The sequence below is a fragment of the Pseudomonas sp. KH_021 genome (assembly GCF_057838865.1).
In genome coordinates this window covers 5,847,027-5,873,896 of record NZ_CM174477.1, presented here as the reverse complement: position 1 = coordinate 5,873,896, position 26,870 = coordinate 5,847,027, and the positions used below count along the sequence as shown (strand labels likewise).

The 26,870-nt window shown below is 58.5% G+C and carries 20 protein-coding genes; 16 read left to right on the top strand and 4 right to left on the bottom strand.

From position 1 onward, the window contains the following. Positions 1 to 442: 442 nt before the first annotated feature. On the bottom strand, positions 443 to 2,872 hold the full coding sequence (locus AC3IX4_RS27000) for a penicillin-binding protein 1A (protein ID WP_489258352.1): 2,430 nt from the start codon (positions 2,870 to 2,872) through the stop codon (positions 443 to 445). A gap of 180 nt (positions 2,873 to 3,052) precedes the next feature. Here AC3IX4_RS27000 and AC3IX4_RS26995 point away from each other — a divergent pair, with 180 nt between their 5' ends. The 11 genes from AC3IX4_RS26995 to hemE all read left to right on the top strand — a co-directional run bounded on the left by AC3IX4_RS26995 (position 3,053) and on the right by hemE (position 18,935). Next, positions 3,053 to 4,117 (top strand): pilus assembly protein PilM, encoded by a 1,065-nt coding sequence (locus tag AC3IX4_RS26995; RefSeq protein ID WP_489258351.1) that lies wholly within the window; start codon positions 3,053 to 3,055, stop codon positions 4,115 to 4,117. Beyond that, complete coding sequence (locus tag AC3IX4_RS26990; protein WP_489258350.1) at positions 4,117 to 4,692, top strand: PilN domain-containing protein; 576 nt, start codon at positions 4,117 to 4,119, stop codon at positions 4,690 to 4,692. Before AC3IX4_RS26995 ends, AC3IX4_RS26990 begins: the two co-directional genes overlap by 1 nt. Further along, complete coding sequence (gene pilO / locus AC3IX4_RS26985; RefSeq protein WP_489258349.1) at positions 4,689 to 5,348, top strand: type 4a pilus biogenesis protein PilO; 660 nt, start codon at positions 4,689 to 4,691, stop codon at positions 5,346 to 5,348. Before AC3IX4_RS26990 ends, pilO begins: the two co-directional genes overlap by 4 nt. Beyond that, positions 5,345 to 5,872, top strand: a complete 528-nt coding sequence (locus AC3IX4_RS26980) for a pilus assembly protein PilP (protein ID WP_489258348.1) — start codon at positions 5,345 to 5,347, stop codon at positions 5,870 to 5,872. The genes pilO and AC3IX4_RS26980 overlap by 4 nt, the downstream gene beginning before the upstream one ends. A 34-nt stretch (positions 5,873 to 5,906) precedes the next feature. Continuing rightward, positions 5,907 to 7,997, top strand: a complete 2,091-nt coding sequence (locus tag AC3IX4_RS26975) for a type IV pilus secretin PilQ (RefSeq protein WP_489258347.1) — start codon at positions 5,907 to 5,909, stop codon at positions 7,995 to 7,997. A 4-nt stretch (positions 7,998 to 8,001) separates the two neighbouring features. Continuing rightward, on the top strand, positions 8,002 to 8,520 hold the full coding sequence (gene aroK, locus AC3IX4_RS26970) for a shikimate kinase AroK (protein ID WP_489258346.1): 519 nt from the start codon (positions 8,002 to 8,004) through the stop codon (positions 8,518 to 8,520). Between the two features lie 166 nt (positions 8,521 to 8,686). Next, positions 8,687 to 9,784: a 3-dehydroquinate synthase gene (gene aroB / locus AC3IX4_RS26965; protein ID WP_489258345.1), complete on the top strand. Its 1,098-nt coding sequence runs from the start codon at positions 8,687 to 8,689 to the stop codon at positions 9,782 to 9,784. A gap of 16 nt (positions 9,785 to 9,800) precedes the next feature. Continuing rightward, positions 9,801 to 11,387 (top strand): SPOR domain-containing protein, encoded by a 1,587-nt coding sequence (locus AC3IX4_RS26960; RefSeq protein ID WP_489258344.1) that lies wholly within the window; start codon positions 9,801 to 9,803, stop codon positions 11,385 to 11,387. Between the two features lie 361 nt (positions 11,388 to 11,748). Then, a complete protein-coding gene (gltB, locus tag AC3IX4_RS26955) occupies positions 11,749 to 16,194 on the top strand; it encodes a glutamate synthase large subunit (RefSeq protein WP_489258343.1) in 4,446 nt (1,481 codons plus the stop codon). Positions 16,195 to 16,226: 32 nt separating this feature from the next. Next, positions 16,227 to 17,645, top strand: coding sequence for an FAD-dependent oxidoreductase (locus AC3IX4_RS26950; RefSeq protein WP_489258342.1), 1,419 nt, complete (start codon positions 16,227 to 16,229; stop codon positions 17,643 to 17,645). 222 nt (positions 17,646 to 17,867) lie between these two features. After that, a complete protein-coding gene (gene hemE, locus AC3IX4_RS26945; protein WP_489258341.1) occupies positions 17,868 to 18,935 on the top strand; it encodes a uroporphyrinogen decarboxylase in 1,068 nt (355 codons plus the stop codon). 123 nt (positions 18,936 to 19,058) lie between these two features. Here hemE and AC3IX4_RS26940 read toward each other — a convergent pair whose 3' ends face one another. Both AC3IX4_RS26940 and AC3IX4_RS26935 read right to left on the bottom strand, forming a co-directional pair. After that, positions 19,059 to 19,700, bottom strand: coding sequence for a retron system putative HNH endonuclease (locus AC3IX4_RS26940; protein WP_489258340.1), 642 nt, complete (start codon positions 19,698 to 19,700; stop codon positions 19,059 to 19,061). Continuing rightward, positions 19,697 to 20,974 carry an AAA family ATPase gene (locus tag AC3IX4_RS26935; protein WP_489258339.1) on the bottom strand — a complete coding sequence of 426 codons (1,278 nt, stop codon included), beginning with the start codon at positions 20,972 to 20,974 and terminating at the stop codon, positions 19,697 to 19,699. The genes AC3IX4_RS26940 and AC3IX4_RS26935 overlap by 4 nt, the downstream gene beginning before the upstream one ends. A gap of 193 nt (positions 20,975 to 21,167) precedes the next feature. Here AC3IX4_RS26935 and AC3IX4_RS26930 point away from each other — a divergent pair, with 193 nt between their 5' ends. Then, positions 21,168 to 21,512 carry a YgiW/YdeI family stress tolerance OB fold protein gene (locus AC3IX4_RS26930; RefSeq protein WP_489258338.1) on the top strand — a complete coding sequence of 115 codons (345 nt, stop codon included), beginning with the start codon at positions 21,168 to 21,170 and terminating at the stop codon, positions 21,510 to 21,512. On the opposite strand, the gene AC3IX4_RS26925 is transcribed toward AC3IX4_RS26930, so the two are convergent. Beyond that, positions 21,509 to 22,768, bottom strand: coding sequence for an MFS transporter (locus AC3IX4_RS26925; RefSeq protein ID WP_489258337.1), 1,260 nt, complete (start codon positions 22,766 to 22,768; stop codon positions 21,509 to 21,511). The genes AC3IX4_RS26930 and AC3IX4_RS26925 overlap by 4 nt on opposite strands. Positions 22,769 to 22,886: 118 nt before the next feature. Here AC3IX4_RS26925 and AC3IX4_RS26920 point away from each other — a divergent pair, with 118 nt between their 5' ends. The 4 genes from AC3IX4_RS26920 (at position 22,887) to AC3IX4_RS26905 (ending at position 26,396) form a co-directional block, all read left to right on the top strand. Next, complete coding sequence (locus AC3IX4_RS26920) at positions 22,887 to 23,777, top strand: LysR family transcriptional regulator (protein WP_489258336.1); 891 nt, start codon at positions 22,887 to 22,889, stop codon at positions 23,775 to 23,777. 437 nt (positions 23,778 to 24,214) lie between these two features. Beyond that, on the top strand, positions 24,215 to 24,733 hold the full coding sequence (locus AC3IX4_RS26915; RefSeq protein ID WP_489258335.1) for an Hcp family type VI secretion system effector: 519 nt from the start codon (positions 24,215 to 24,217) through the stop codon (positions 24,731 to 24,733). Between the two features lie 86 nt (positions 24,734 to 24,819). Then, positions 24,820 to 26,013 (top strand): hypothetical protein, encoded by a 1,194-nt coding sequence (locus tag AC3IX4_RS26910; protein ID WP_489258334.1) that lies wholly within the window; start codon positions 24,820 to 24,822, stop codon positions 26,011 to 26,013. Further along, entirely contained in the window at positions 26,010 to 26,396 is a 387-nt protein-coding gene (locus AC3IX4_RS26905; protein WP_489258333.1) for a hypothetical protein, read from the top strand. The genes AC3IX4_RS26910 and AC3IX4_RS26905 overlap by 4 nt, the downstream gene beginning before the upstream one ends. The last annotated feature ends 474 nt before the right edge of the window (positions 26,397 to 26,870 follow it).

Here is a 26,870-nt window from a genome sequence, read left to right as displayed (position 1 = left end):
CGGCCTGAAGCCGGGGCTTTTTGTTTGCCTGATGGATTGCGGTGCCTTCATCGCAGCATAGGTATCTACACATCTTTTGCCGTACTGCTACGAATGTAGCCGCTGACGAGGTACGAGGCTGCGATCGGCAGCGAAGCGGCCGTAAACCTGAGACCGTAATCCATCAGGCACCCCGAAGGGCCTGAATTTACGACGGCTTCGCCGCCGATCGCAGCCTCGTACCTCGGCAGCGGCTACAAGAGCCGCGCTGCCCCAGAGTTGTGTAGATACCTATGTTCATCGCAGGCAAGCCTGGCTCCTACAAAGCCGAGTTTTGCCCGCGATGCCGTGGAGCGGCCCACCCCGTGTAGGAGCAGGGTTTACCCGCGATGATGACGACGCGGTCTCCGGTGTGCCCATCGCAGTGGTCCGGCACTCCGGCAAGGCTGGCTCCTGCACAGGATCAGAACAAGTCAATCGGCGCTGATTCATCCGCTGGCAACGGGCTGTTCGGCGCACGGCCGTTGCCCAACTCGTTCACCGAAGGTGGCGAATCCTCGGCCTTGAACAACTCGAAATACGCATTGGGCGTGCTCGGGCTGGCCGCTCGGCCGCTGATCGGGTCTACACGCAGGCTCAGCATGCCTTCAGGCTCCAGCTGGGTATGCGGCGGCTTGTCCTTGAGTGCCGCCCCCATGTAGCTCATCCAGATCGGTAGCGCGACGGTACCGCCAAACTCGCGACGACCGAGGGTTTCCGGTTGGTCGAAACCCGTCCAGACCGTGGTCATGTAATCGCCGTTGTAACCGGAAAACCAGGCGTCCTTCGATTCGTTGGTGGTACCGGTCTTGCCGGCGATGTCTGGCCGGTTCAGCGCCAGTGCCCGGCGTCCGGTGCCGCGCTTGATGACATCCTGCAGCATGCTGTTGAGGATGTAGGTGGTGCGACCGTCAATGATGCGTTCCGCCACGGCGGGTGCCTGGGTGGTTGCCGGGTTCGCGGCGGGATTGTTGTCGGTGATGATGCCGGTGTCCACGGGGGCTGCGATGCCAGCGCTCGCTTCGTCGGTGGGCACCCGTGCCGGGTTGGCGACAAACAGCGTGTCGCCTTTGCGGCTTTCGATGCGGTCGATCAGATACGGCGTTACCTTGTAGCCGCCGTTGGCAAAGGTGCTCCAGCCCGTGGCGATTTCCATCGGCGTCAGGGTGGCGGTGCCCAAGGCCAGCGACAAGTTGGGAGGCAGGTCCTGCTTGTTGAAGCCGAACTTGGCGATGTAGTTGATGGTGCTGTCTACGCCCAGGCTCTGCAGCAGGCGAATCGAGACCAGGTTGCGGGATTTGTACAAGGCTTCGCGCAGACGGATCGGGCCGAGGAAAGTGTTGGTATCGTTCTTCGGCCGCCAGACTTTATCCAAGTACTCGTCAACGAACACGATAGGGGCGTCGTTGACCAGGCTTGAGGCTGTAAAGCCATGATCCAGTGCCGCGCTGTAAATGAACGGCTTGAAGCTCGAGCCTGGCTGGCGCTTGGCCTGCATGGCTCGATTGTAGTTGCTCTGCTCAAAGGCAAAACCACCGACCAGGGCACGAATGGCGCCGCTGCTTGGGTCTAGCGAGACCAGCGCGCCCTGCACGGTCGGGACTTGGCTGAACTTCAGGCTGCCATCGTCCTGGCGCAGCACCCGGATCAGATCACCCACCTGAGCCACGTCAGACGGTTGCTGTGGTGCACGGCCCTGGCTGTTGGTATTGAGGAACGGGCGTGCCCATTTCATGGTTTCCCACGCAACGTGTTCTTCCCCGCTGCGAGTCAGTACGCGCAGGCCGCTCTTGTCGACCTGGAACACGATAGCCGGATCTATGCCGCCCAAGGGGCGCTGCTTGGACAACTCCAGGTTCCAGGCATCCCGGGTCTTGCCGGGCAGGCGAGATTCGGGACCGCGATAGCCGTGGCGCTGGTCGTAGTTGAGCAGCCCTTCGAATACGGCCGAATTGGCGATTTCCTGCAGATTGCTCGGCACCGTCGTGGTGACCCGGAAACCTTCGGTGTAGGCATCGCTGCCATAGCGGCCGACCATTTCGGCGCGGGCCATCTCGGCAATGTAGGGGGCCTTCAGCTCGGGCGTAGGCACGTGGTAGCTGGCATTGATAGGCTCCGCCAGGGCTTCCTTGTAGCTGGCCTCATCGATCTTGCCCAGCTTGAACATGCGCCCCAGGATCCAGTCGCGACGCTCTTTGCTGCGTACCGGATTGGCCAGCGGATTGAAGCGCGACGGTGCCTTGGGCAGGCCGGCAATCATCGCCATCTGCGCCAGGCTGATATCGCGAATCGATTTGCCATAGTAAACCTGTGCCGCGGCCTCGATGCCGTAGGCGCGGTTGCCAAGGTAAATTTTGTTTACATAAAGTTCGAGGATCTCGTCCTTGGTCAGCTCGCGTTCGATCTGCAGGGCCAGGAGGATCTCGTTGGTCTTGCGCGAGAAGCTGCGTTCGCTGGAAAGGAAGAAGTTTTTCGCCACCTGCATGGTGATCGTACTGCCGCCAGTCTGGATATGACCGCTCTTGACCAGCTGCGTGGCGGCGCGCATGAGGCTGCTGGGGTCGACGCCGTAGTGGTTGAGGAAGTTATCATCCTCGGCGGCCAGCAGCGCCTGAATGAAGCGAGGTGGAATGTCCGCATAGCGAATGGGCGAGCGGCGCATCTCACCAAATTCTGCGATCAGCTTCCCGTCGCTGCTAAAAACCCGGAGGGGAATCTGCAACTGAATGCTTTTCAGTGACTCTACAGAGGGCAAGCCGGGGCTAAGATAGAGAAAAGCGCCACTCAAACCGAGCAACAGCCCGCAGAAAACGGCGAGGAAAGACCACCAGAAAAACTTCAGCAGGCGTATCAAGGCTTTTGGATTTCCAGAAAAAAAGAATGGGTTAAAGCGCAAGGGCCGGCGACAAGGAATAATCGCTGGGCATTATAAGCATTTTTCGACTCCGAGCGTTATTGGCGCCCCTGTCATGACTGCTTATGACCGCCCTGGACTATAAACGATCCGTGTGAACGGATAATCAAGGAGTTTGGCGTGCTCGGATTTTTCGGCAAGAAAGCCAATTCGTTGCTAGGGATCGATATCAGTTCTACCTCAGTGAAGCTTTTGGAGCTCAGCCGCTCCGGTAACCGCTACCGGGTCGAGGCTTACGCGGTCGAGCCGCTACCGGCCAATACGGTAGTCGAAAAGAACATTGCCGAGATCGAAGGCGTTGGGCAGGCGCTCAGTCGCGTGCTGATCAAGGCCCGATCTGCTGCCCGCAATGCGGCTGTGGCAGTGGCGGGGTCCGCCGTGATCACCAAGACCATCGAGATGGATGCGGGGCTTTCGGACGAAGAGCTCGAGACCCTGCTCAAGATCGAAGCCGATCAGTACATTCCCTATCCGCTGGAAGAAGTCGCTATCGACTTCGAGGTCCAAGGGGCTTCGCCGCGCAACCCCGAGCGTGTCAATGTCTTGCTGGCGGCCTGCCGCAAGGAAAACGTCGAGGTCCGCGAGGCTGCCCTGGCGCTGGCCGGGATCACCGCCAAGGTGGTCGATGTCGAGGCCTATGCCCTTGAGCGTGCCTTTTCGCTGCTCGCCGAGCAACTGACCAGCGGTCATGGGCCGCTGACAGTGGCGGTCGTGGACATTGGCGCCACCATGACTACCCTGAGCGTGCTGCACAACGGCAAGATCATTTACACCCGCGAACAACTGTTTGGCGGTCGCCAACTGACCGAAGAAATCCAGCGCCGCTATGGGCTCCCGGTTGAAGAAGCGGGCCTTGCCAAGAAGCAGGGTGGATTGCCTGACGACTATCAGGACGAAGTGCTGCAACCGTTCAAGGATGCGGTCGTCCAGCAGGTATCGCGTTCGCTACAGTTCTTTTTCGCAGCCGGCCAGTTCAATGCGGTGGACTACATCGTGTTGGCTGGGGGGACGGCATCGGTCTCGGGCCTGGACAACCTGATCCAGCAACGTCTGGGGACGCCGACGTTGGTAGCCAACCCGTTCGCCGACATGAGCCTGAGCAGCAAGGTCAATGCCGGGGCGCTCGCCAGTGACGCGCCGGCACTGATGATCGCTTGCGGCCTGGCCTTGAGGAGCTTTGACTGATGGCAAGGATCAACCTGCTGCCATGGCGTGAGCAGCTTCGAGAAGAGCGCAAGCAACGTTTTTGGGTCGCGATGGTTGGGGTGCTGATCGCCGGCATCGGTGTAATCCTGCTGGCCAGCCAGTACATTAGCAATGAGATCGACCGACAGACGGCTCGCAATGATTTTGTGCAAAAGGAAATTGCCGTGCTCGACGGGCGAATCAAGCAAATCAGCGAACTCAAGGCCCGGCGCAAACAGTTGATCGAGCGCATGCGGGTCATTCAGGAGTTGCAAGGCAATCGACCCGTGATCGGTCGAGTGTTCGACCAGCTGGCCCGCACGCTTCCCGACGGCGTGTACTTCACCGACGTCAAGATGCAAGGAAAAACCGTCGCGGTGTCCGGTGCCGCCGAAACCAACAATCGTGTTTCCGAGCTGATGCGCAACCTGGAGGCATCGCCCTGGCTCGAATCGCCGAGCCTGAACGAGGTCAAGGCCGCCAGTGCGACGGATGCGCCGCAGGCTGTCCCGGGTAATCTCTTCCAATTGACCGTGCGCCAGAGCCGGCCTCCTGTTGAAGGGGCCGCGCCATGAAACCGACACAATGGCTCGAAAGCCTGCGCCGCGTCGACTTCAATGACCTGGACGTTAATAACATAGGTGCCTGGCCGCCCGTGGTGCGTGGCCTGGTGGGCATGTTGCTGATGGTGCTGGTGTTGGTGTTGGGTTACAACTTCTACCTCAAGGACATGGAAGACCAGCTTGAAGCCAAGCGCGGCGAAGAAACCACGCTCAAGGAGCAATATTCGAGCAAGGCATTCCAGGCCGCAAATCTTGAGGCCTACACCCAGCAGATGAAGGACATGCAAGCGTCCTTTGGCGTCCTGTTGCGCCAATTGCCCAGCGATACCGAAGTGCCCGGCTTGCTCGAGGACATCACCCGCACAGGTCTTGGCAGTGGGCTGGAGTTCGAGGAGATCAAGCTGTTACCCGAAGTCACACAGCCTTTCTATATCGAACTGCCCATCCAGATTACCGTGACCGGGTCATATCACGACCTTGGCACTTTCGTCAGTGGCGTGGCCGGCCTGCCGCGAATCGTTACCCTTAACGACTTCGAGATTAAGGCGATAAGCCCTGAGAGCCCCAATCGCCTGCGCATGAGCATCCTGGCCAAGACGTATCGCTACAACGATCAGATACCTGCAGCCGAGCAGAAACCCGCGGCGCAACAGGGGGGCAAGCCATGAGGCTGTTTGCGTGGCTTGGGTGTGCGATGTGGCTGGCGGCCCTGGCGGGGTGTGGCAGTTCCAGTGATGTCGAGGATCTCAAGGCTTTCACCGAGCAGGCGCGCTCGCGGCCAACGGGGGTGATCGAGCCGATTCCGCGTTTTACCCCGTACCAGGCATTCAATTACGAAGCCTCCGGCCTGCGCAGCCCCTTCCAGCCGCCCATGAAAATAGACTTGGCCAAGCGTCTGCAGGGCTCGCGCAAGGTCCAGCCGGATCCCAATCGGGTCAAGCAGTTTCTGGAAGGTTTCAATATCGAGCAGTTCGAAATGGCCGGGACCTTGGCCAATGCCAAGTCCAGATTCGCCCTGCTGAAGGGGGCGGGTGGTGTGTACAAGGTCAAGGTAGGGGATTTTCTGGGGCGTAGCGATGGACGGATTGTCGCCATTGGCGATTCGCAGGTCGACATCGTCGAAATCGTTCCAGATGGCGAGGGTGGGTGGTTGGAGCGACCGCGTACGCTTTCGTTGAAGGAGCGTTCTTAAATACGCGCTGAATCAAGCTGGATGGGATTTGAACATGAACCGGATTTTTTCTGTCGTCGGTGTTGCGCTATGGATGGCCTGTATTTCACCGGCGGTGTGGGCGGTCAGTCTGAAAAGCCTGGATGTTGCAGGTTTGCCGGGCGATCGGGTCGAACTGAAATTGAGCTTTGACGAGCCGGTATCGGCACCGCGTGGCTACACGACGGACCAGCCGGCCAGGATTGCCCTGGATTTCCCCGGCGTCAGCAACGCCCTGGCGGTCAAGCACCGTGACCTGGGCATGGGTAACGCTCGCAGTGTGGTGGCGGTCCAGGCCAAGGATCGCACGCGGGTGATCGTCAACCTGACGAGTCAGGCCCCTTATACGACCCGAGTGGAGGGCAATAATGTCTTCGTGGTGGTCGGTCGAGACACCAACACCCAGGCGGTAACTCCCCCCATCGCACCCGCGCCTCGCACCGCCCAGGCCAGCGCCGTGCCTTCGCGCCCAGCGGTAGAGGCGGGCCGGGCCATTCGCAGCATCGACTTTCAGCGCGGCAGCGCCGGTGAAGGCAATGTCGTCATCGATTTGAGCGACCCCAGCATCAGTGCGGATATAAAGGAGCAGGGCGGCAAGGTCCGTGTCGACTTTGCGCGCACCCGCTTGCCAGAGCGGCTGCGCGTGCGCCTGGATGTGAAGGATTTCGCCACCCCCGTGCAATTCGTCAATGCCAGCGCCAACGGTGAAACCGCCAGCATCAGCATCGAGCCGGGCGGCACCTTCGATTATTCGGCCTACCAGACCGACAACAAGCTCACCATCAGCGTCCGCCCGCTCAGCAGCGAAGACCTGCAGCGTCGTAACGCCGATCGTTTCGTCTATACCGGCGAAAAGCTGTCGCTGAATTTCCAGGACATCGATGTGCGCTCGGTCCTGCAACTGATCGCCGACTTCACCAATCTCAACCTGGTGGCCAGCGACACCATCGAGGGTGGCATCACCCTGCGACTGCAGAACGTGCCCTGGGATCAGGCGCTGGACCTGGTGCTCAAGACCAAGGGCCTGGACAAGCGCAAGATCGGCAATGTGTTGCTGGTGGCGCCGGCCGATGAAATCGCCGCACGCGAGCGCCAGGAGCTGGAGTCGCAAAAGCAGCTCGCCGAGCTGGCACCGCTGCGTCGCGAGTTGCTGCAGGTCAACTATGCCAAGGCCAAGGACATTGCCGACCTGTTCAAGTCAGTCACCAGCTCCGAGGCACAAGAGCAGGAGCGTGGCTCGATTACCGTGGATGATCGCACCAACAACATCATTGCCTACCAGACCCAGGAGCGCCTGGACGAACTGCGCCGGATCGTTTCGCAACTCGATATTCCGGTGCGCCAAGTGATGATCGAAGCGCGCATCGTTGAAGCCAACGTCGACTACGACAAGGCGCTGGGCGTGCGCTGGGGTGGTTCGACCAATCTTCAGGGTAAACGCAACTGGACGACCTATGGCCTGGACAACAACGGTGACGAGGCCGGTAACACCGGTGCGGATACCGGCCCCAACGTGCCGTTCGTCGACATGGGCGCCAGCGGCGCCACCTCGGGCATCGGCCTGGGCTTCGTGACCAACAATGTGCTGCTGGACCTGGAATTGAGCGCAATGGAGAAGACCGGCAACGGTGAAATCGTCTCTCAGCCCAAGGTGGTCACTTCCGACAAGGAAACCGCCAAGATCCTCAAGGGCACCGAGGTGCCTTACCAGGAAGCCAGCTCCAGCGGTGCCACGTCGGTGTCGTTCAAGGAAGCGTCGCTGTCGCTTGAAGTGACCCCGCAGATTACTCCGGACAGCCGCATCATCATGGAGGTGAAGGTCACCAAGGACGAACCGGACTACTTGAATGCGGTATTGGGCGTACCGCCGATCAAGAAAAACGAGGTGAATGCGAAAGTTCTGGTCAACGACGGAGAAACAATTGTCATCGGCGGTGTATTCTCCAACACGCAAAGTAAAACCGTGGACAAGGTGCCATTTTTGGGAGATGTGCCGTATGTTGGCCGGCTCTTCAGGCGCGATGTCGTGCAAGAGAAAAAATCCGAGCTGTTGGTATTCCTGACACCGCGTATCATGAATAACCAGGCGATTGCTGTGAGTCGTTGATTCTGTGCGAAATTTGATACTTGTTGGGCCGATGGGTGCTGGCAAAAGTACCATCGGCCGTCTGCTTGCCAAAGAGCTGCGGTTGCCGTTCAAAGACTCCGACAAGGAGATCGAACTGCGCAGCGGCGCTAATATTCCGTGGATCTTCGACAAAGAAGGTGAGCCGGGTTTTCGAGATCGTGAACACGCGATGATCGAAGAACTGTGCGCCTTGGATGGCGTGGTTCTGGCCACCGGTGGCGGCGCTGTAATGCGCGAGGCCAATCGTCGAGCCCTGCATGCTGGCGGGCGCGTGGTGTATTTGCACGCGTCGGTGGAGCAACAGGTCGCTCGTACCGCCCGAGATCGCAACCGCCCTTTGCTGCGTACCGCTGACCCGGCCGCCACGCTGCGAGCGCTGCTCGAAATGCGCGACCCGCTGTATCGGGAAATCGCCGATCTGGTGATTGAGACCGATGAGCGCCCGCCGCGCATGGTCGTTCTGGATATCCTCGAACGCCTGCAACAATTACCGCCCCGCTAGACCATGCGAAGCAGGGCGGTCGTTTGCTGCGCAAATGCGCTATTCTCGGCCGCCCGTCATGGTATGACTGGGCTCGTCACCGTGGTGCAGGATCACCCAGAGGTTCCTGCGCTCTACCGTTATTCTTCGGACCGGGCACTGGCGCCCGACTCGATTGTGGGGACACATGCAGACACTTAAGGTCGAACTTGGCGAACGTAGCTACCCGATCCATATTGGCGAAGGCCTTCTGGATCAGCCCGAGCTGCTGGCGCCGTATATCGCCGGACGGCAGGTAGCCATCGTTTCCAACGAGACTGTCGCGCCACTTTATCTTGAACGCCTGAGCAAGACCCTGGGTGCCTATTCGGTGTTGCCGATAGTGCTGCCGGACGGGGAGGCGCACAAGAACTGGGAAACCCTGCAACTGATATTCGATGGCCTGCTGACGGCTCGCCATGACCGCCGTACCACAGTGGTCGCCCTGGGGGGCGGCGTGATCGGCGACATGGCAGGCTTTGCAGCCTCCTGCTACCAGCGTGGCGTGGATTTCATCCAGGTACCGACCACCCTGTTGTCCCAGGTTGACTCATCGGTGGGCGGCAAGACCGGTATCAACCACCCGCTGGGCAAGAACATGGTGGGGGCCTTTTATCAGCCCAACGCTGTGTTGATCGACACCGCCACCTTGAAAACCCTGCCGGCACGCGAACTGTCGGCGGGCCTCGCGGAAGTAATCAAGTACGGCCTGATCTGCGACGAGCCCTTCCTTGGCTGGCTGGAAGACAACGTCGACGCCCTGCGAGCCGTTGACCAACAGGCCCTGACCGCCGCGATCCTGCGCTCCTGCGCGGCCAAGGCTGCCGTGGTGGGCGCCGACGAGCGTGAGACGGGCGTGCGTGCCACCCTGAACCTGGGGCACACCTTCGGCCACGCAATCGAGACGCACATGGGCTATGGTGTGTGGTTGCACGGTGAAGCCGTCGCGGCTGGCACGGTGATGGCGCTGGAAATGTCCATGCGCCTGGGCTGGATCACCCAGCAAGAGCGTGATCGCAGTATTCGCCTGTTCCAGCGCGCCGGTTTGCCGGTGGTGCCGCCGCAGGAAATGACACCTGAGCATTTCCTTGAACACATGGCAGTCGACAAGAAAGTAATCGATGGTCGTATGCGCCTGGTGTTGTTGAGTCAACTCGGTCAAGCCGTGGTGACCGATGACTATCCGAAAGACGTTCTTGAGGCCACCTTGGCAGCGGATTACCGCGCCATCGTGGCCCAGCTTTGAGGTTGATGAGAGTTCGATGACTAGTTTGCACGCCGACGAGGCCTTTCTCGGCCACTATCAGTTCAATCACGACCCCTTCGCTGCGCGGGTGCCCGGCTTCAAGTTTTTCCCGGCGCAACGCAAGCCTGTGCTCGGCCAACTGCATCACCTGGCGCGTTACAGCCAGTTGTTGCTGGTAGTTATCGGCCCAGAGGGCAGCGGCAAGACGTTACTGCGCCAAGCCCTGGTCGCCAGCACCAACAAGCAGTCGGTGCAGAGCATTGCGGTTTCGGCTCGGGGCGCCAGCGGTGCTACCAGCTTGCTGGCCCAGGTGGCCGAATCGCTGAATGTGGTGCAACCCACGGTCGAGGCGGTGCTGTCGCAGGTGGTGCAACTGGCCCTGACTGGCCAGGAAGTTTATTTATTGGTCGACGACGCGGAACAACTCGAAGCGTCTGCCATCCAAGCCTTGCTGGCGTTGGCTGCCGGTGCGCCGGAAGGGCGTCCGCATGTGTTTCTGTTTGGCGAGTCAGCGCTGCTGACCAGCCTGGAAGACCTGGGCGTCGAAGAAGAACGTATCCACGTCATCGACCTGCAACCTTATACCGAAGATGAAACCCGCGAGTATCTGGACCAACGCCTTGAAGGCGCCGGGCGGGGCATCGAAGTGTTCAATAACCAGCAAATTACGGCCATTCACGAAAATTCCGAAGGCTGGCCTGGCGCAATCAACCAGGTCGCCCGGGATGCACTCATCGAAGCCATGATTGCTAGCCGCTCTGGGGTCAAGCGCCCGACAATGGGGTTCAATATGTCGAAAAAACTGGTGTTGGCATTTGCTGGCGTGGTCGTAGTGGCTGTGGGAGCGGCCCTGCTGATCCCGTCGAAAAAAGCGGAGAACCCCGACGGCACGGCTTCAGCGCCAACCGATCAGGCAAAAGGTAGCCCGGCGATTGAATTCGCAGGCAATTCCCAGCCGATGCCGCTACCGCTCGTCGGTCAATCCCAGCCGGTGATGCGCAGCCCACTGGCTGAAGCGGCTGGCATGGGCGAGGGCGACGAAAGTGGCCCGGCCGGTGATACCGCATTGCAACCGCCCACCGTCACCACTATCGCACCACCCGTCGGCGTCCCGGCCGGCCCTGCGCCGACCCAAGCGATGGCCCCCACGCCAGCACCCCGTGCTGTCGCGCCCGTAGCCACGCCTACGCCTGCTCCAGCCAAGCCGGTCGCTGCCCCAGCAGCCAAACCTGCGCCAGCGCCGATTCAGGTGGCCACCGCCAAACCTGCTCCGAAACCTGCTGAAAAACCTGCCACTGCCGCCAAGCCGGCCGCTGGCGGTACGTGGTACGCCGGCCAGGTGCCGGGCAATTATGTGCTGCAGATCCTCGGCACCAGCTCCGAAAGTTCGGCCCAGGCCTATGTTCGTGAGCAGGGTGGCGACTATCGCTACTTCAAGAAAATCCTGCAGGGCAAACCACTGTATGTCGTGACTTACGGTAACTTTGCCAACCGCGCAGCCGCCCTGGCTGCCATCAAGGGCTTGCCAGCCAAGGTCCAGGCTGGTAAACCTTGGCCTCGTACAGTCGCCAGTGTCCAACAGGAACTGTCGGCGACTCGTTAAATAGCTCGGTGGCACTACCCCCGCCACCTGCTGAGCGTCTCCTGAATCGAACCCAAGCCTGCTGCGCCAAAAACGCGGCAGGCTTTGGTGTCTCTAGGTTGCGGGCCACAAGCCATTGCAGTCCGGGCTGATAAGCTTCAGACTCCAGCAGGTGCTAGCATAGAGAAACGTATAAAACGTTCAAAAATGCGACGCCGGTTTACATAATTTAGTCATCAAATTTGTGGGCTACTCTGCCGTTGTGCAACAATGACCTCCCTTTTGCCCCCGCAAAGCTGGCACACGTTCGGCGTGGATGGTAAGTGGTTGAATTGAAAAGAAATTTGCCTCAATAAGGGGCAAGCCTGGTGAGAAAGTGTCTATGAATACAGGTCTGTACCATCCCGAAGAATTCAAGGATAACTGTGGTTTTGGCCTGATCGCCCATATGACGGGCGAGCCGAGTCATCACCTGCTGACAACGGCCATCGAGGCCCTGACCTGCATGACCCACCGCGGTGGGATCAACGCTGACGGCAAGACCGGCGACGGTTGTGGCCTGCTGATGCAGAAGCCTGATCAATTCCTGCGCGCGGTCGCCAAGGAGCAGTTCGGCAGCGAACTGCCCAAGCAGTACGCCGTGGGCATGGTGTTTTTCAATCAGGACAACGCCCGCGCCGAAGCGGCTCGCGCCAACATGGACCGCGAAATTCTGGCTGCCGGCCTGCAATTGATCGGCTGGCGCAAAGTGCCCATCGACACCAGCGTACTTGGCCGCCTGGCCCTGGAGCGCCTGCCGCAAATCGAACAAGTGTTCATCGGCGCAGAAGGCCTGAGCGATCAGGATTTCGCCATCAAGCTGTTCAGTGCCCGTCGTCGCTCGTCCGTGGCCAACGCCGCCGACAGTGATCACTACGTCTGCAGCTTCTCGCACAAAACCATCATCTATAAAGGCCTGATGATGCCTGCCGACCTGCAGGCGTTCTATCCAGACCTGGGTGATGAGCGCCTGCAAACCGCAATCTGCGTGTTCCACCAGCGCTTCTCCACCAACACCCTGCCGAAGTGGCCGCTGGCGCAGCCCTTCCGCTTCCTCGCCCACAACGGCGAGATCAACACCATCACCGGTAACCGCAACTGGGCACAGGCACGACGGACCAAGTTCGAGAACGAGCTGATCCCGGATCTCGAAGAGCTCGGCCCGCTGGTCAACCGTGTGGGTTCCGACTCCTCGAGCATGGACAACATGCTCGAGCTGATGGTCACCGGTGGTATCGACCTGTTCCGTGGCGTGCGGATGCTCATTCCGCCAGCGTGGCAGAACGTCGAAACCATGGACGCCGACCTGCGCGCCTTCTACGAATACAATTCCATGCACATGGAAGCGTGGGATGGCCCGGCTGGCGTCGTGATGACCGAAGGTCGCCATGCGGTCTGCCTGCTCGACCGTAACGGCCTGCGCCCGGCGCGTTGGGTGACCACCAAAAACGGCTATATCACCCTGGCGTCGGAAATCGGCGTGTGGAACTACAAGCCAGAAGACGTCATCGCCAAGGGTCGTGTTGGCCCGGGCCAGATCTTTGCGGTCGATACCGAGACCGGCCAGATCCTCGACACCGACGCCATCGACAATCGCCTCAAGTCGCGTCACCCCTACAAGCAGTGGCTGCGCCAGAATGCCCTGCGCATCCAGGCAAGCCTGGGGGATGACCAGGGCCAGGCCAGCTACGACGCTGACCAGCTCAAGCAATACATGAAGATGTTCCAGGTCACCTTCGAAGAGCGTGACCAGGTGCTGCGCCCGCTGGGTGAGCAAGGCCAGGAAGCAGTCGGTTCGATGGGTGACGATACGCCGATGGCGATCCTGTCCCGTCGCGTACGCTCGCCCTTCGACTATTTCCGCCAGCAGTTCGCCCAAGTGACCAACCCGCCGATCGACCCGCTGCGTGAAGCGATCGTCATGTCGCTGGAAATCTGCCTCGGTGCCGAACGCAACATTTTCCAGGAATCGCCTGAGCACGCTTCGCGCGTGATCCTCAGCTCGCCGGTCATTTCTCCGGCCAAGTGGCGCTCGCTGGTGAACCTGGACCGCCCAGGTTTTGAACGGCACCTGATCGACCTGAACTATGACGAGAGCATTGGCCTGGAAGCGGCGGTGCGCAACATCGCCGATCAGGCTGAAGAAGCAGTACGCTCGGGCAAGACCCAACTGGTACTGAGCGACCGCTTTATCGCGCCTGGCAAGCTGCCGGCCCACGCCTCCCTGGCGGTTGGCGCCGTGCACCACCGCCTGACCGAAAAAGGCCTGCGTTGCGACTCCAACATCCTGGTCGAAACCGCCACGGCCCGTGACCCGCATCACTTTGCCGTGCTGATCGGCTTCGGTGCCTCGGCGGTCTACCCGTACCTGGCCTACGAAGTGCTGGCTGACCTGATCCGTACCGGCGAAGTGCTGGGCGATCTGGACGAAGTCTTCAAGTACTACCGCAAAGGCATCTCCAAGGGCCTGCTCAAGATCCTCTCGAAGATGGGGATCTCGACCATCGGCTCGTACCGTGGGGCCCAGCTGTTCGAAGCGGTCGGCCTGTCCGAGGAAGTGGTCGCACTGAGCTTCCGTGGTGTTCCGAGCCGCCTTAAAGGCGCGCGTTTCGTCGACATCGAAAACGAACAAAAACTGCTGTCCGCCGAAGCCTGGAGCCCGCGCAAGCCAATCCAGCAGGGCGGTCTGCTCAAGTTCGTCTACGGTGGCGAATACCACGCCTACAACCCGGACGTGGTCAACACCCTGCAAGCTGCCGTGCAACAAGGCGACTACGCCAAGTTCAAGGAATACACAGCGCTGGTCGACAATCGTCCGGTGTCGATGATCCGTGACCTGTTCAAGGTAAAAACCCTGGAGCAGCCGCTGGACCTGGCTCAGGTTGAGCCGCTGGAAGCCATCCTCAAGCGTTTCGACTCGGCAGGTATTTCGCTGGGTGCCCTGTCGCCGGAAGCTCACGAAGCCCTGGCCGAGGCGATGAACCGCCTGGGCGCGCGCTCCAACTCCGGTGAGGGCGGTGAAGATCCGGCCCGTTACGGCACCATCCGCAGCTCGAAAATCAAGCAGGTCGCCACCGGTCGCTTCGGTGTCACCCCTGAGTACCTGGTCAACGCCGAAGTGCTGCAGATCAAGGTGGCCCAGGGTGCCAAGCCAGGCGAGGGCGGCCAACTGCCAGGCGGCAAGGTCAACGGCCTGATCGCCAAGCTGCGTTATGCAGTGCCGGGCGTCACGCTGATTTCGCCACCGCCGCACCACGACATCTACTCCATCGAAGACTTGTCGCAGCTGATTTTCGACCTCAAGCAGGTCAACCCGGCGGCACTGGTTTCGGTGAAGCTGGTGGCTGAAGCGGGCGTTGGCACCATCGCCGCAGGCGTCGCCAAGGCTTATGCCGACCTGATCACCATTTCCGGCTACGACGGCGGCACCGGTGCTTCGCCGCTGACCTCCATCAAGTACGCTGGCGCGCCGTGGGAACTGGGCCTGGCGGAAACCCACCAGACCCTGCGCGGCAACGACCTGCGTGGCAAAGTCCGAGTGCAGACCGATGGCGGCCTGAAAACCGGCCTGGACGTGATCAAGGCGGCCATCCTCGGCGCTGAAAGCTTCGGCTTCGGTACCGCGCCAATGATCGCCCTGGGTTGCAAATACCTGCGTATCTGCCACCTGAACAACTGTGCGACCGGTGTTGCGACCCAGAACGAAAAACTGCGCAAGGACCACTACATCGGTACCGTCGACATGGTGGTGAACTTCTTCACCTACGTCGCCGAAGAAACCCGTGAGTGGCTGGCCAAGCTGGGTGTACGCAGCCTGGGCGAGCTGATCGGCCGTACCGATCTGCTGGAAATCCTCAAGGGCGAGACCGAGAAGCAAGGCCACCTGGACCTGACCCCCTTGCTGGGCAGCGACCACGTGCCAGCCGACAAGCCGCAATTCTGTGAAGTCGACCGCAACCCGCCCTTCGACAAAGGCCTTCTGGCCGAGAAGATGGTGGACATGGCCAAGGCGGCCATCGCTGACAAGAGCGGTGCCGAGTTCGAGTTGGAGATCTGCAACTGCGACCGTTCCATCGGTGCTCGTATCTCGGGTGAAATCGCCCGGGCCCACGGCAACCAGGGCATGGCCAATGCGCCGATCACCTTCCGTTTCAAGGGCACTGCCGGGCAGAGCTTTGGCGTGTGGAACGCCGGCGGCCTGAACATGTACCTGGAAGGCGATGCCAACGACTATGTCGGTAAAGGCATGACCGGTGGCAAGCTGGTCATCGTGCCGCCTGCCGGCAGCCCGTTCGCCACCCAGGACAGCGCCATTATTGGTAACACCTGCCTGTACGGTGCTACTGGCGGCAAGCTGTTCGCAGCGGGTACTGCAGGCGAGCGTTTCGCCGTGCGTAACTCCGGCGCCCACACTATCGTGGAAGGCACCGGCGATCACTGCTGCGAATACATGACGGGCGGTTTCGTCTGCGTGCTGGGCAAGACCGGCTACAACTTCGGCTCCGGCATGACCGGTGGTTTCGCCTATGTACTGGACATGGACAACAGCTTCGTTGACAAGGTCAACCACGAGCTGGTCGAAATCCAACGCATCACCGGCGAGGCCATGGAGGCGTATCGCAGCCATCTGCAGCGTGTACTTGCCGAGTACGTTGAAGAAACCGGCAGTGAATGGGGACGCAACCTCTGGGAGAACCTGGATGACTACGCGCGTCGTTTCTGGTTGGTCAAGCCCAAGGCGGCCAGCCTGAAAACCCTGTTGTCCAGCACCCGTGCCAACCCGCAGTGATATGCGCCTGAAGAGTTTGATGAGGTTTAAACATGGCTGAACGTCTGAGTAATGACTTCCAGTTCATCGAGGTCGGGCGCAAAGATCCGAAGAAGAAACTGTTGCGTCAACGCAAGAAAGAATTCGTAGAGATCTACGAGCCCTTCAAGCCCCAGCAGGCGGGTGATCAAGCTCACCGCTGCCTGGGTTGCGGCAACCCGTATTGCGAGTGGAAGTGCCCGGTGCACAACTTCATTCCCAACTGGCTCAAGCTGGTGTCGGAAGGCAATATCCTGGCGGCTGCGGAACTGTCGCACCAGACCAACACCCTGCCGGAAGTGTGCGGCCGGGTGTGCCCGCAAGACCGTCTGTGCGAGGGTGCTTGCACCCTGAACGACGGGTTTGGCGCGGTGACCATCGGTTCGGTCGAGAAGTACATCACCGACACCGCCTTTGCCATGGGCTGGCGCCCGGACATGTCCAAGGTCAAACCGACCGGCAAGCGTGTAGCAATCATCGGCGCAGGCCCTGCGGGCCTGGGTTGTGCCGACGTGCTGGTGCGCGGTGGCGTGACCCCGGTGGTGTTCGACAAGAACCCGGAAATCGGTGGCCTGCTGACCTTCGGCATTCCCGAGTTCAAGCTGGAAAAGACCGTGTTGAGCAATCGCCGCGAAGTCTTCACCGGCATGGGCATCGAGTTCCGCTTGAATACCGAGGTGGGCAAGGACATCACCATGGAACAACTGCTCGCCGAGTACGACGCAGTGTTCATGGGCATGGGCACCTACACCTACATGAAGGGCGGCTTTGCCGGTGAGGACCTGCCAGGCGTGCATGACGCGCTGGACTTCCTGATTGCCAACGTCAATCGCAACCTGGGCTTTGAAAAGTCGCCGGAAGATTTCGTCGACATGAAAGGCAAGAAGGTCGTGGTATTGGGCGGCGGCGACACGGCGATGGACTGCAACCGCACCTCCATCCGCCAGGGCGCCAAGGCCGTTACCTGTGCCTACCGTCGTGACGAGGCGAACATGCCAGGCTCGCGCAAAGAGGTGAAGAACGCCAAGGAAGAAGGCGTGAAGTTCCTCTACAACCGCCAGCCGATTGCGATTGTCGGTGAAGACAAGGTTGAAGGCGTGAAGGTGGTCGAGACTCGTCTTGGCGAACCGGATGCCCGTGGCCGCCGCAGCCCCGAGCCGATCCCGGGTTCTGAAGAGATCATCCCGGCCGACGCCGTGGTTATCGCCTTCGGTTTCCGCCCAAGCCCGGCGCCGTGGTTCGAGCAGTTCGACATCAGCACCGACAGCCAGGGCCGCGTCATTGCGCCTGAGCAGGCGCAGTTCAAGCACCAGACCAGCAACCCGCAAATCTTTGCCGGTGGCGACATGGTGCGAGGCTCTGACCTGGTAGTAACGGCGATCTTCGAAGGCCGCAATGCCGCCGAAGGGATCCTGGATTACCTGGGCGTTTAACACCCTGTTCGCGGGCAACCCCGCTCTGTAGGAGCCGGGCTTGCCCGCGATGAAGATCACGCGGTCCATCCGATACACCGCGGTGGGGGCCATCGCAGCCAAGGCTGGCTCCTACCTGCAACCTACAAAATAGTTGTCCTGAAAGACAAAAGGCACGGCTCTAGCCGTGCCTTTTGCGTCGAGCTCTGAGAAAATGCCCGCACTTTTTACTCGGATGCCGACATGACTGCCCTGAAGAACGACCGTTTCCTCCGTGCCCTGCTCAAGCAGCCCGTAGACGTCACCCCGGTGTGGATGATGCGTCAGGCTGGCCGTTACCTGCCGGAATACCGCGCCAGTCGCGCCAAGGCCGGCGATTTCATGAGCCTGTGCATGAACCCGGCGTTCGCTTGCGAAGTCACGATGCAACCATTGGACCGCTACCCGGGCCTGGACGCAGCGATCCTGTTCTCGGATATCCTCACCATTCCCGATGCCATGGGCCAAGGCCTGTACTTCGAAACCGGTGAAGGCCCGCGCTTCAAGAAAGTGATCAGCACCCTGGCCGACATCGAAGCCCTGCCGATCCCCGACCCACAGAAAGACCTCGGCTACGTGATGGACGCTGTCAGCACCATCCGCCGCGAACTCAACGGCCGTGTGCCCCTGATCGGTTTCTCCGGCAGCCCATGGACCCTGGCCACCTACATGGTCGAAGGCGGCTCGTCCAAAGACTTCCGCAAAACCAAGGCCATGCTCTACGACAACCCACAGGCCATGCACCTGCTGCTGGACAAGCTGGCCCAGTCAGTCATTTCCTACCTTAACGGCCAGATCCTGGCCGGTGCCCAGGCCGTGCAGATCTTCGACACCTGGGGTGGCAACCTGTCGGCGGCGGCCTATCAGGAGTTCTCGCTGGCCTACATGCGCAAGATCGTCAGTGGTCTGATCCGCGAGCACGAAGGGCGCAAGGTGCCGGTGATCCTGTTCACCAAGAACGGCGGCCTGTGGCTGGAAAGCATTGCCGAGGCGGGTGCGGATGCCCTGGGCCTGGACTGGACCTGTGACATCGGCCAGGCCCGCCAGCGCGTTGGCGATAAAGTCGCCCTGCAAGGCAACATGGACCCCACCGTGCTCTACGCCAAGCCTGAAGCCATCCGCGCCGAAGTCGCCCGCATCCTGGCCAGCTACGGTCATGGCAGCGGCCATGTGTTCAACCTGGGTCACGGCATCACCCCAGAAGTCGACCCGGAACACGCCGGTGCCTTCATCAATTCGGTGCACGAACTGTCGGCGCAATACCACCAGTAATCGCATGAACTTCATCGCAGGCAAGCCTGGCTCCTTGTAGGAGCAGACGGTTCGGCGTTCCGACTTGCTCGCGATCCAGTCACCGCGATCCTGCTGACAGATCGCATAGAAGAAGTGCGAGTGTCAGTGGGGCAACTGTTGCTCTGCGAAACGCGCGATGACATGGCTGAATCGGGTTGAGTGGCGCTCTGTTGTTCGCATTACATCCGCGATGGTTTGAAACTCCGCCGCCGTGGCATGTTCGATGAAGTCTTCATCGAACATGCCCAATACAGCCTCTCTGCGTCGGTTATTGAGATAGGCAATATCGAGCGCAAGTACGCTAATCATTGTGCTGGCAGGTGCATCGGTCTTGTTCGCCGCTTGAATCGCGCCACTGAGCAGGTAGCTAAAGCGCGATTCGCATCCGTCCTCAAGGGGAGAGATATTAAGTCCAGTATCGAACCAGTTGCCCTTGTTGTGACCACAGTGCAATGGGTTTCCAGGTTTCGTTTCGCGCAGGCACGAAGCGTGCAAGTTGTTGTACTCCAGCGCAAGGTGCTCGAACGTTTCCTGAGGTCGAAAGTGCTCGATATGGCTGGTGTGAGCATCGATCTCCCTACCGCAGTAGCAACAGCAATAATGCTGTTCGCTCAAAAGACTTTCATGCAGTTCTCGTTTTTGAGGGTTTTGCAGAACGCCGTAAACCGGTTTCCAATTTAAAGTTTCCTGTTCTTTCCAACGTTTGAATGAAGCGGGCTCAGATCCTTTGAATACCTGCTTCATCGGCCAATGACCTCTTTTCGTTTGATTAAGGCTTCGATTCTGGCAAATTCCGGCAGGTCTGGAGCTTCTTGCTTGAGCGCAACGAGCAGGGACTTAACCGTTGTCAGATCATCAAGTTCAAGGGCGGCGAATATTTGCGCAAGCTTGCGTTGGACGGTGGGGTCGCGCTGCCCCACATCCATGACTTCTTCGAGGATACTGCTCGAATCCAAGCCATAGGTGACACGAGGATGATGGGCGCTTTCACCGTCTAATACGATGACCTCTTCTGGCTGCAGACTGCCGATAATTTGCGGCGAATGGCTGGCGGCGATGAATTGCACTTTGGGAAAAGCATTTTTCAAAGCGACGACGATACTGCGCTGCCATGCCGGGTGCAGATGGATATCAAGCTCATCAATAATGACGACGCCGGGTGTTTCTGTCAGCACGTCACGGCCCATATGGGGGTTTAGCAGACAGATACGGCGGGCGATATCGGCGATTAGAGCAACCATGCTGCGCTGCCCGTCGCTGAGATCGTTGAAAGGAATTGATTGGTGAGCGGCAAGTCCAACCATCAGCGTGCGTAAGCGAAGGTCGTATCGCAGTCCTTGGGCATCCGGTAGTGCCAATTTGATTGCCGAGTTGACCCATTCCAGTTCATCGTCAAACTCGCAGGCCCCTGAGTTGTTATCGGCGATGTCTTGTAGTCGCTCTAGCGTTTTTCCGATCACCCAACTTTCGAAGCTTGATAAATTGGCGGCAGCATCGAACCAATTGGCGTAACCCTCCAATCGAGAGGCTTTTTCGGTTGCCGCTACCTCTGCCGCGACGTCTGCCGCCAACCATCGACGATTGGCCCTGTAGAAAGCAATGACTGGCAAGGTTAGCTTTTCACCCTTGTCGAGCCGGGTTAGAAGTGTCGCTGTTGATTGATAAGCAGCAACATCCATTTCTCCTGCAGCACTTTTACGCTCTTTAGCAGTTCTCCAGGCATTCACACCGAAAGCTGCTCCACGAGCAGTCAAGACCAAGGGATAGCGTCGTTCAAATCGTATCCTGTTGTCGAAACTGTCGACTTCAAAACGGACGTCTTCCTCGTCGCCTAACAAGGGCGAAAAGTGACTCGCGGCGGCATTGATAAACGTAATAAACGATGTCGCAATCCCTTTTAGCAAAGACGTTTTGCCACTGCCGTTGACGCCAATCACCAAGTTGAATTGGGGGTGAAACGAAAATTCCGCATCTTCATAACAGCGAAAATTTTGCAGGTGAATGTGGTCGAGACGCATTGGGGCTGTCCTTTACCGATACGGGCATACCTCACAGTGTACCTTGCTTGCTCAAGGCGACCAGATCAGGGTGTTTCTGCATATGGATACATCGCGAGCAAGTTACCGCGGTCCCGCAGAAAAACCGCATTTAAGCTTCAATTCAGCCTGCCGCTATACGCTGGTCCTATCAAAACCGAAATGGACCACCCTCATGAAAGCTCAAACCCTCGCTCTGCTGCTTATCCCTTTCTTCAGCACCGCTGCGCTGGCCGTTGGCTACACGGGCCCAGGCGCCAGCGCCATCACGACCGTGGCGGCTGCCCATGAGGCCGGCGACGATGAGCCGGTGGTGCTGCTAGGCCATGTCACCCAGCGTCTGAAAAAAGACAAATACGAATTCAAGGACGCGACCGGCACCATCATGGTCGAGATCGACGATGAGGACTTCCCGGCCGTGGCCGTCGATGAAAAAACGAAGGTCAAGCTGATCGGCGAAGTCGATAAAGGCTTGATGAAGCGTGATATCGACGTCGACCGAATCGAGATTCTGAATTAAGCGGGCCGGCTACGGGGCAACTTGCTCAACCGCACCGCCACCAGCAAGGCGATCGTCAGCAGCGTACCGATAAACACGCCGATCCCGCTCCAGCCCGCGTAGTGCCAGAACATGCCGCCCGCGGTGCCGGCGACGCTTGAGCCTGCGTAGTAGCTGAACAGGTACAGCGACGAGGCCTGGCCCTTGGCATGGGTGGCGCGGTGGCCGATCCAGCTGCTGGCCACCGAATGGGCGGCGAAGAAGCCAAACGTGAAGATCAGCATGCCGGCAATGATCACCGAAACCTGCGTCAGCAAGGTCAGCCCCAGGCCTGCGAACATCAGCACAATGGTCGCCCAGAACACCCGGCGACGGCCCAGTCTGTCGGCCAGGGCGCCGATCTGCGCCGAGCTGTAGATCCCTGACAGGTACACCACCGACAGCAAGCCCACCAGTGCCTGGCTCATGTGATAAGGCTCGGCCAGCAACCGGTAGCCGATGTAGTTGAACAGGGTCACGAAGGCGCCCATCAGCAGGAAGGCTTCAAGGAACAGCCATGGCAACCCGGCATCGCGAAAGTGCATGGTGAAGCCATCCAGCAGGCTGCGCGGCTTGAGCGAGCGGGCGCGAAAGTTGCGTGACTCCGGGAGCATTTTCCAGAACACCGTGGCGGCGATCAGCGCCAGGCCACCGATGATCAGCATTGCCGTGTGCCAGCTGACAAAGTCGATCAACACGCCGATGATCAAGCGGCCACTCATCCCACCAATGGCATTACCACCGATATACAGGCCCATGGCCAGGCCGATGTGCCGGGGGTGGATCTCTTCGCTCAAGTACGTCATGGCCACGGCCGCCAGGCCGCTCAGCGACAAACCCACCAGCGCGCGCATCAGCAGGATGGTTTCCCAGTTGGGCATCAGCGCGCTGGCCATGGTGCACACGGCGGCGCAGAACAGCGCGCAGACCATCACCGGCTTGCGCCCGATGCGGTCAGAGATGGGCCCGGTAATCAACAAGCCGATGGCCAACATGCCGGTAGAGACCGAGAGGATCAAGCTGCTCTGCGCGGCATTGATGGAAAATTCCTGGGACAGCATCGGCATCATCGGCTGTACACAGTAGAGCAGGGCAAACGTCGCGAAGCCGCCGCTGAACAGGGCAAGCACCGTGCGCAGAAACAGGGGGGTGCCTTTTTCAATCCAGCTTGAGGCAGCGTCAGGCGTAACGGAATCGGCGGGAGAAGCTTGGGCGGGTGCAGCAACAGCAGTTTTCACGAGGACCTCGAAGGGGTACGGCCAGGGAGGCAGTGAAAAAAGCATATAGCTGGCTAACGATTATTTCCAATATATTGTTCGACCTGTTTGATAGGTTTTACGACTTGATGGAGCCGCTATGGAACTGCGTCACCTGCGTTATTTCATTGCCGTGGCCGAGGAGCTGCATTTTGGTCGGGCTGCCCAGCAATTGGGTATTTCCCAACCGCCCTTGAGCCAGCAGATACAGGCGCTGGAGCAGGAGCTGGGGGCTCGGCTGTTCGATCGCACCAACCGACGAGTGGCCTTGAGCGAGGCCGGGCGGTTATTCCTGAATGAGGCGCGCCAAGTGCTCGCGCAAGTCGACAAGGCGGCTGATGTGGCGCGTCGTGCGCAATTGGGGGAGCTTGGGGAGTTGAAGATCGGCTTCACGGCCTCGGCACCTTTCAACTCGACCATTCCTCAGGCGATCTACCACTTCCGCCAGCAGTTTCCAGCGGTGCACTTGGACCTGCAGGAAATGAACAGCCGCGAGATCACCGAAGCGCTGGTCGACAAGACGCTAGAAATCGGGCTGATGCGCCCATTGGCCCTGCCCGAAGGCATTGTGGTCTCGGAGTTGTATCGCGAACCACTGATGGCTGTGCTCAGTGCTCGTCACCCCTTGGCGAAGGAGACCAGTGGCCTGCACCTGTCGGTGCTGGCGGAGGAGCCGTTTGTGTTTTTTCCGCGAAGCTTTGGCAGTGGCCTGCATGCGCAATTGCTGAGCCTTGCGCGCCAGGCCGGATTTACCCCGCATTTTGCCCAGGAGGCGCTGGAAGCCATGACCATCATTGCGCTGGTGGCCGCGGGGTTGGGGGTGACGGTGTTGCCCTCGTCGTACCAGCGCATGCGCATTGAGGGCGTGGCATACCGCGCCCTGCTCGACCCGGGAGCAGAAACCGCCGTCTGGCTGGCCCAGCGCAGAGAGCCGGCGTCGGCGATGGGGCAGGCGTTCGTGGATTTGCTGACTCAAGGGGCTGCGGGGTGATGGTTGGGTGCAGAATCGATCGCCTCCTCTCCAGTAACCCGCTAGCCTCTTCGTGAGCTGGGTCAACGGGGGCGTGCCCTACTCATGTTTTCCATGCCCTTGCAGATGCACCTGCTGAAACAGGTAATTGCCCACATGTGGGTTGTGGAAATGATGTTTTCTCCGAAATTTATCCTTGGCGTCAGCGGCTCATTCCCCCTGTTTTGTGGGCTTAGACCCGACTTTTAAGGGGCGGGGTCAGGCCTGTGCAATTTATGGCACTTCGAGTGCGAAGTAACTTGCGCATTTTCTTGCGGTTTAAACCTAAAATACATATTGGTCGACAGCTACTATCTTATAGGTTGTTGATTTTAAAGGCCAAAATATGATTGGCCCGGGTTTTGCTCTATCAGTCTGCTGCCGACACAAATGTTCGGTACTCACTGAGGAGTTTTACAATGCCAACACCCGCGTACATGACACTGGAAGGCGTTACTCAAGGCCTGATGACGGCTGGCGCCTTTACTGAAGATTCAGTAGGCAACATTTATCAACAAGGGCATGAGAACCAAATTCTTGTTCAGGCTTTTGATCACCAAGTAATCATTCCCCGTGATCCACAGTCTGGACAACCAACCGGGCCGCGAGTACACAAGCCTCTGATGATCACCAAGGTGTTCGATAAATCTTCTCCACTGATATTCAACGCGCTGACCTCGGGTGAGAGTCTGAAAGAGTGTCACTTGGATTGGTATCGAACATCGGCAAAGGGCACTCAGGAGCTTTATTATTCTATTAAGTTGGAAGACGCTATCATTGTTGACGTGAAGTCGCGTATGCCGAATTGCCAGGACCCATCGATGGCGCATTTTACACATTTGGAAGATGTGTATTTTACTTATCGAAAAATTACCTGGACGCATCTTACTTGCGGTACTACGGGGTCTGATGACTGGCGCAGCCCAGTAAAGGCGTAAGCCTTTAGCGCTCAATCATTAATAGCCCTGGGCGATGTTGAAATCATTGTTCAGGGCTTGATTTATGCACAAAAGGAATCGAATACATGACGGATCAATCAAATAAATCCGACGATCGCCGCTTATACAGCCCTATGCCGCAAGTTTGTAAGCCGGCGGCCCCAAATCAGATGAAACCCGCTGTACCGAGACCCGAATCAGAGTTGTATCGCTGCCCACCCGAAGAATTCTTCCGACCAAAGGTTGAGCCACCTGCAGGTCCGGGCTTTTATATAGTGACCAAGAGTATTCCGGCGCGGGAACTCGATAATTTGCTCTTCGAAACCACTTCGACTTGCAGCCCAAAAAAATTCATCAGTCTCAATCCAAATATCGAGAGTGTGATAAAGGCCGGGAGCATGATTGTTCTCAGCGATTTACCCCATACGGTTTGTACTCACGAGGAATCTGTACTGATGGCAGCGGCGCGTGAAGTCAAGATAGCGCTGGATCCGTTAACCCCGGAAGAAGCTGATTTCATGTACGACAATCTCGCTGCGATTGCGAGTTATGTCCTGAGTGGAACTTCAACTGGGCTTGGGGTCGGCGCAGCCATGATGGAAAGCCAACTCAAGAAAATACTTGGCACGCTTCAGGCTATTGAACAACTGCACCAAGATAGCTATCGCAAACATGGCCACCTCAACTCAGCAGAGTTTTTTGCGGAGCGAAAGCGATTACTGGATCAGCTTGATGATCAGTTTTTAAAATCAACCCAGTTGCGAAAACTCTCAAGTTTGGGTGGGCATGACAAGCTTAAGAAATCGCTTGGAATTTCTACTCGTAGTTTAGTGCATCAATGGGACAAAGCTGGTGCGCCGGGGCAAATACCAGGGTATGCCACTCATCTGAATGCCATCAGTCGTGCCGCAAAGTATATGAAGGCGGGTGGGTATATTGGGATTGGCTTAGGTGTCCTTTCGTCAGCCATTCATGTTTGGGAAGTTTGTAGTGCGGATTCGGAAAGTCAGGAGTGTAAAAAGGTAAAAGTCACGGAGGGTGCTAAGGTTGCTGGTTCGGTTGCCGGTGCGAGTGCCGGGGGAATTATAGGTGGTTACGGCAGTGCTGCAGTCTGTGTCGCGCTCGTAGCAATTACTCTTCCAGCGGGCGGAGTGGGTGGTTTAGCTTGTGCAGTGGTTGCGTTAGGCGGTGTTGGGGTGGGTGCATATCTAGGAGGAGAGAAAGGAGGTGAAGCTGCTGAGTCTATTGCGGAGGTTATATATGAGAGGGTTTTGAAGTGATTGGGCCTGAATTTTGGCACTCATGGACACTGGTCATTTTTTTTGGCGGCGCTATGTTGGTCGCAGTTTTCTTTATGGGGTATGTTTGGTATGTGAGTCGCTATCTTCCTGAAATGTTAAAAGCGTTGGAGAACTCAGAGTTTATAGTGGAGTTTTGTGCGGTTCTAACGCATTTTGGCTTGATGGGGCGACTTTTAATGGTTGCTCAAATATCGATTGTGGTGGTGTGGCCATGGAGGAGGTTACCGTTACCTGGAGTTGATCTGCTTGAGATTGAAAATTTCCCGGCTAGATTTAAGAAGCTGGTAAAGTTTGGGATGATGGCCCAGATTATTGTAATGGTATGGTGGGGGTTGGTCTGTATTGTTCTTGGTTATAAATGATTTTGTTTTGAGGTGCGCTCTTGTAGACGTCGCCTAAGCCTGTTCCGGTTAGCTTGCCGCATGGCGTCGGTAAGTTGGTCGGGACAAACTTAAAATCCCCGGGAAGTAAATTGCAAGCGTAGATGCCTGAAAGGCTGCGGAGCGAATACATCAGGATGCTTGTCATTGACATGGTCATATCAAATTGATTTTTGCGAAGCAAAAATGATTACTGGATCAGCTTGATGATCCAATTTTTACAATCAGCCCGGTTGCGCAAACTCTCAAGCCTGGGTGGTCATGGCAAACTTAAAAAACCGCCTGGTATTTGAAGTAATGATTATGTCCGATGGATTGCGCTTATAAGTTCGATCCTCCAAGCTTTCTGTCTTCCCGACAAAGAGGGACCGCGGAAATGAGTTGTCGACTTTCTGTATCGGCTGCGTGGGGGCTGCATGTCTGCCCCCAAAATGGCATGCCCCGCAGATCAGTCCC

Bases quoted from the DNA above. Each gene is read 5' to 3' on its own strand.
- AC3IX4_RS26990 (WP_489258350.1), top strand. From the start codon at position 4,117: ATGGCAAGGATCAACCTGCTGCCATGGCGTGAGCAGCTTCGAGAAGAG.
- pilO (WP_489258349.1), top strand. From the start codon at position 4,689: ATGAAACCGACACAATGGCTCGAAAGCCTGCGCCGCGTCGACTTCAAT.
- AC3IX4_RS26980 (WP_489258348.1), top strand. From the start codon at position 5,345: ATGAGGCTGTTTGCGTGGCTTGGGTGTGCGATGTGGCTGGCGGCCCTG.
- AC3IX4_RS26975 (WP_489258347.1), top strand. From the start codon at position 5,907: ATGAACCGGATTTTTTCTGTCGTCGGTGTTGCGCTATGGATGGCCTGT.
- aroB (WP_489258345.1), top strand. From the start codon at position 8,687: ATGCAGACACTTAAGGTCGAACTTGGCGAACGTAGCTACCCGATCCAT.
- AC3IX4_RS26960 (WP_489258344.1), top strand. From the start codon at position 9,801: ATGACTAGTTTGCACGCCGACGAGGCCTTTCTCGGCCACTATCAGTTC.
- gltB (WP_489258343.1), top strand. From the start codon at position 11,749: ATGAATACAGGTCTGTACCATCCCGAAGAATTCAAGGATAACTGTGGT.
- AC3IX4_RS26950 (WP_489258342.1), top strand. From the start codon at position 16,227: ATGGCTGAACGTCTGAGTAATGACTTCCAGTTCATCGAGGTCGGGCGC.
- hemE (WP_489258341.1), top strand. From the start codon at position 17,868: ATGACTGCCCTGAAGAACGACCGTTTCCTCCGTGCCCTGCTCAAGCAG.
- AC3IX4_RS26940 (WP_489258340.1), bottom strand. From the start codon at position 19,700: ATGAAGCAGGTATTCAAAGGATCTGAGCCCGCTTCATTCAAACGTTGG.
- AC3IX4_RS26935 (WP_489258339.1), bottom strand. From the start codon at position 20,974: ATGCGTCTCGACCACATTCACCTGCAAAATTTTCGCTGTTATGAAGAT.
- AC3IX4_RS26930 (WP_489258338.1), top strand. From the start codon at position 21,168: ATGAAAGCTCAAACCCTCGCTCTGCTGCTTATCCCTTTCTTCAGCACC.
- AC3IX4_RS26920 (WP_489258336.1), top strand. From the start codon at position 22,887: ATGGAACTGCGTCACCTGCGTTATTTCATTGCCGTGGCCGAGGAGCTG.
- AC3IX4_RS26915 (WP_489258335.1), top strand. From the start codon at position 24,215: ATGCCAACACCCGCGTACATGACACTGGAAGGCGTTACTCAAGGCCTG.
- AC3IX4_RS26910 (WP_489258334.1), top strand. From the start codon at position 24,820: ATGACGGATCAATCAAATAAATCCGACGATCGCCGCTTATACAGCCCT.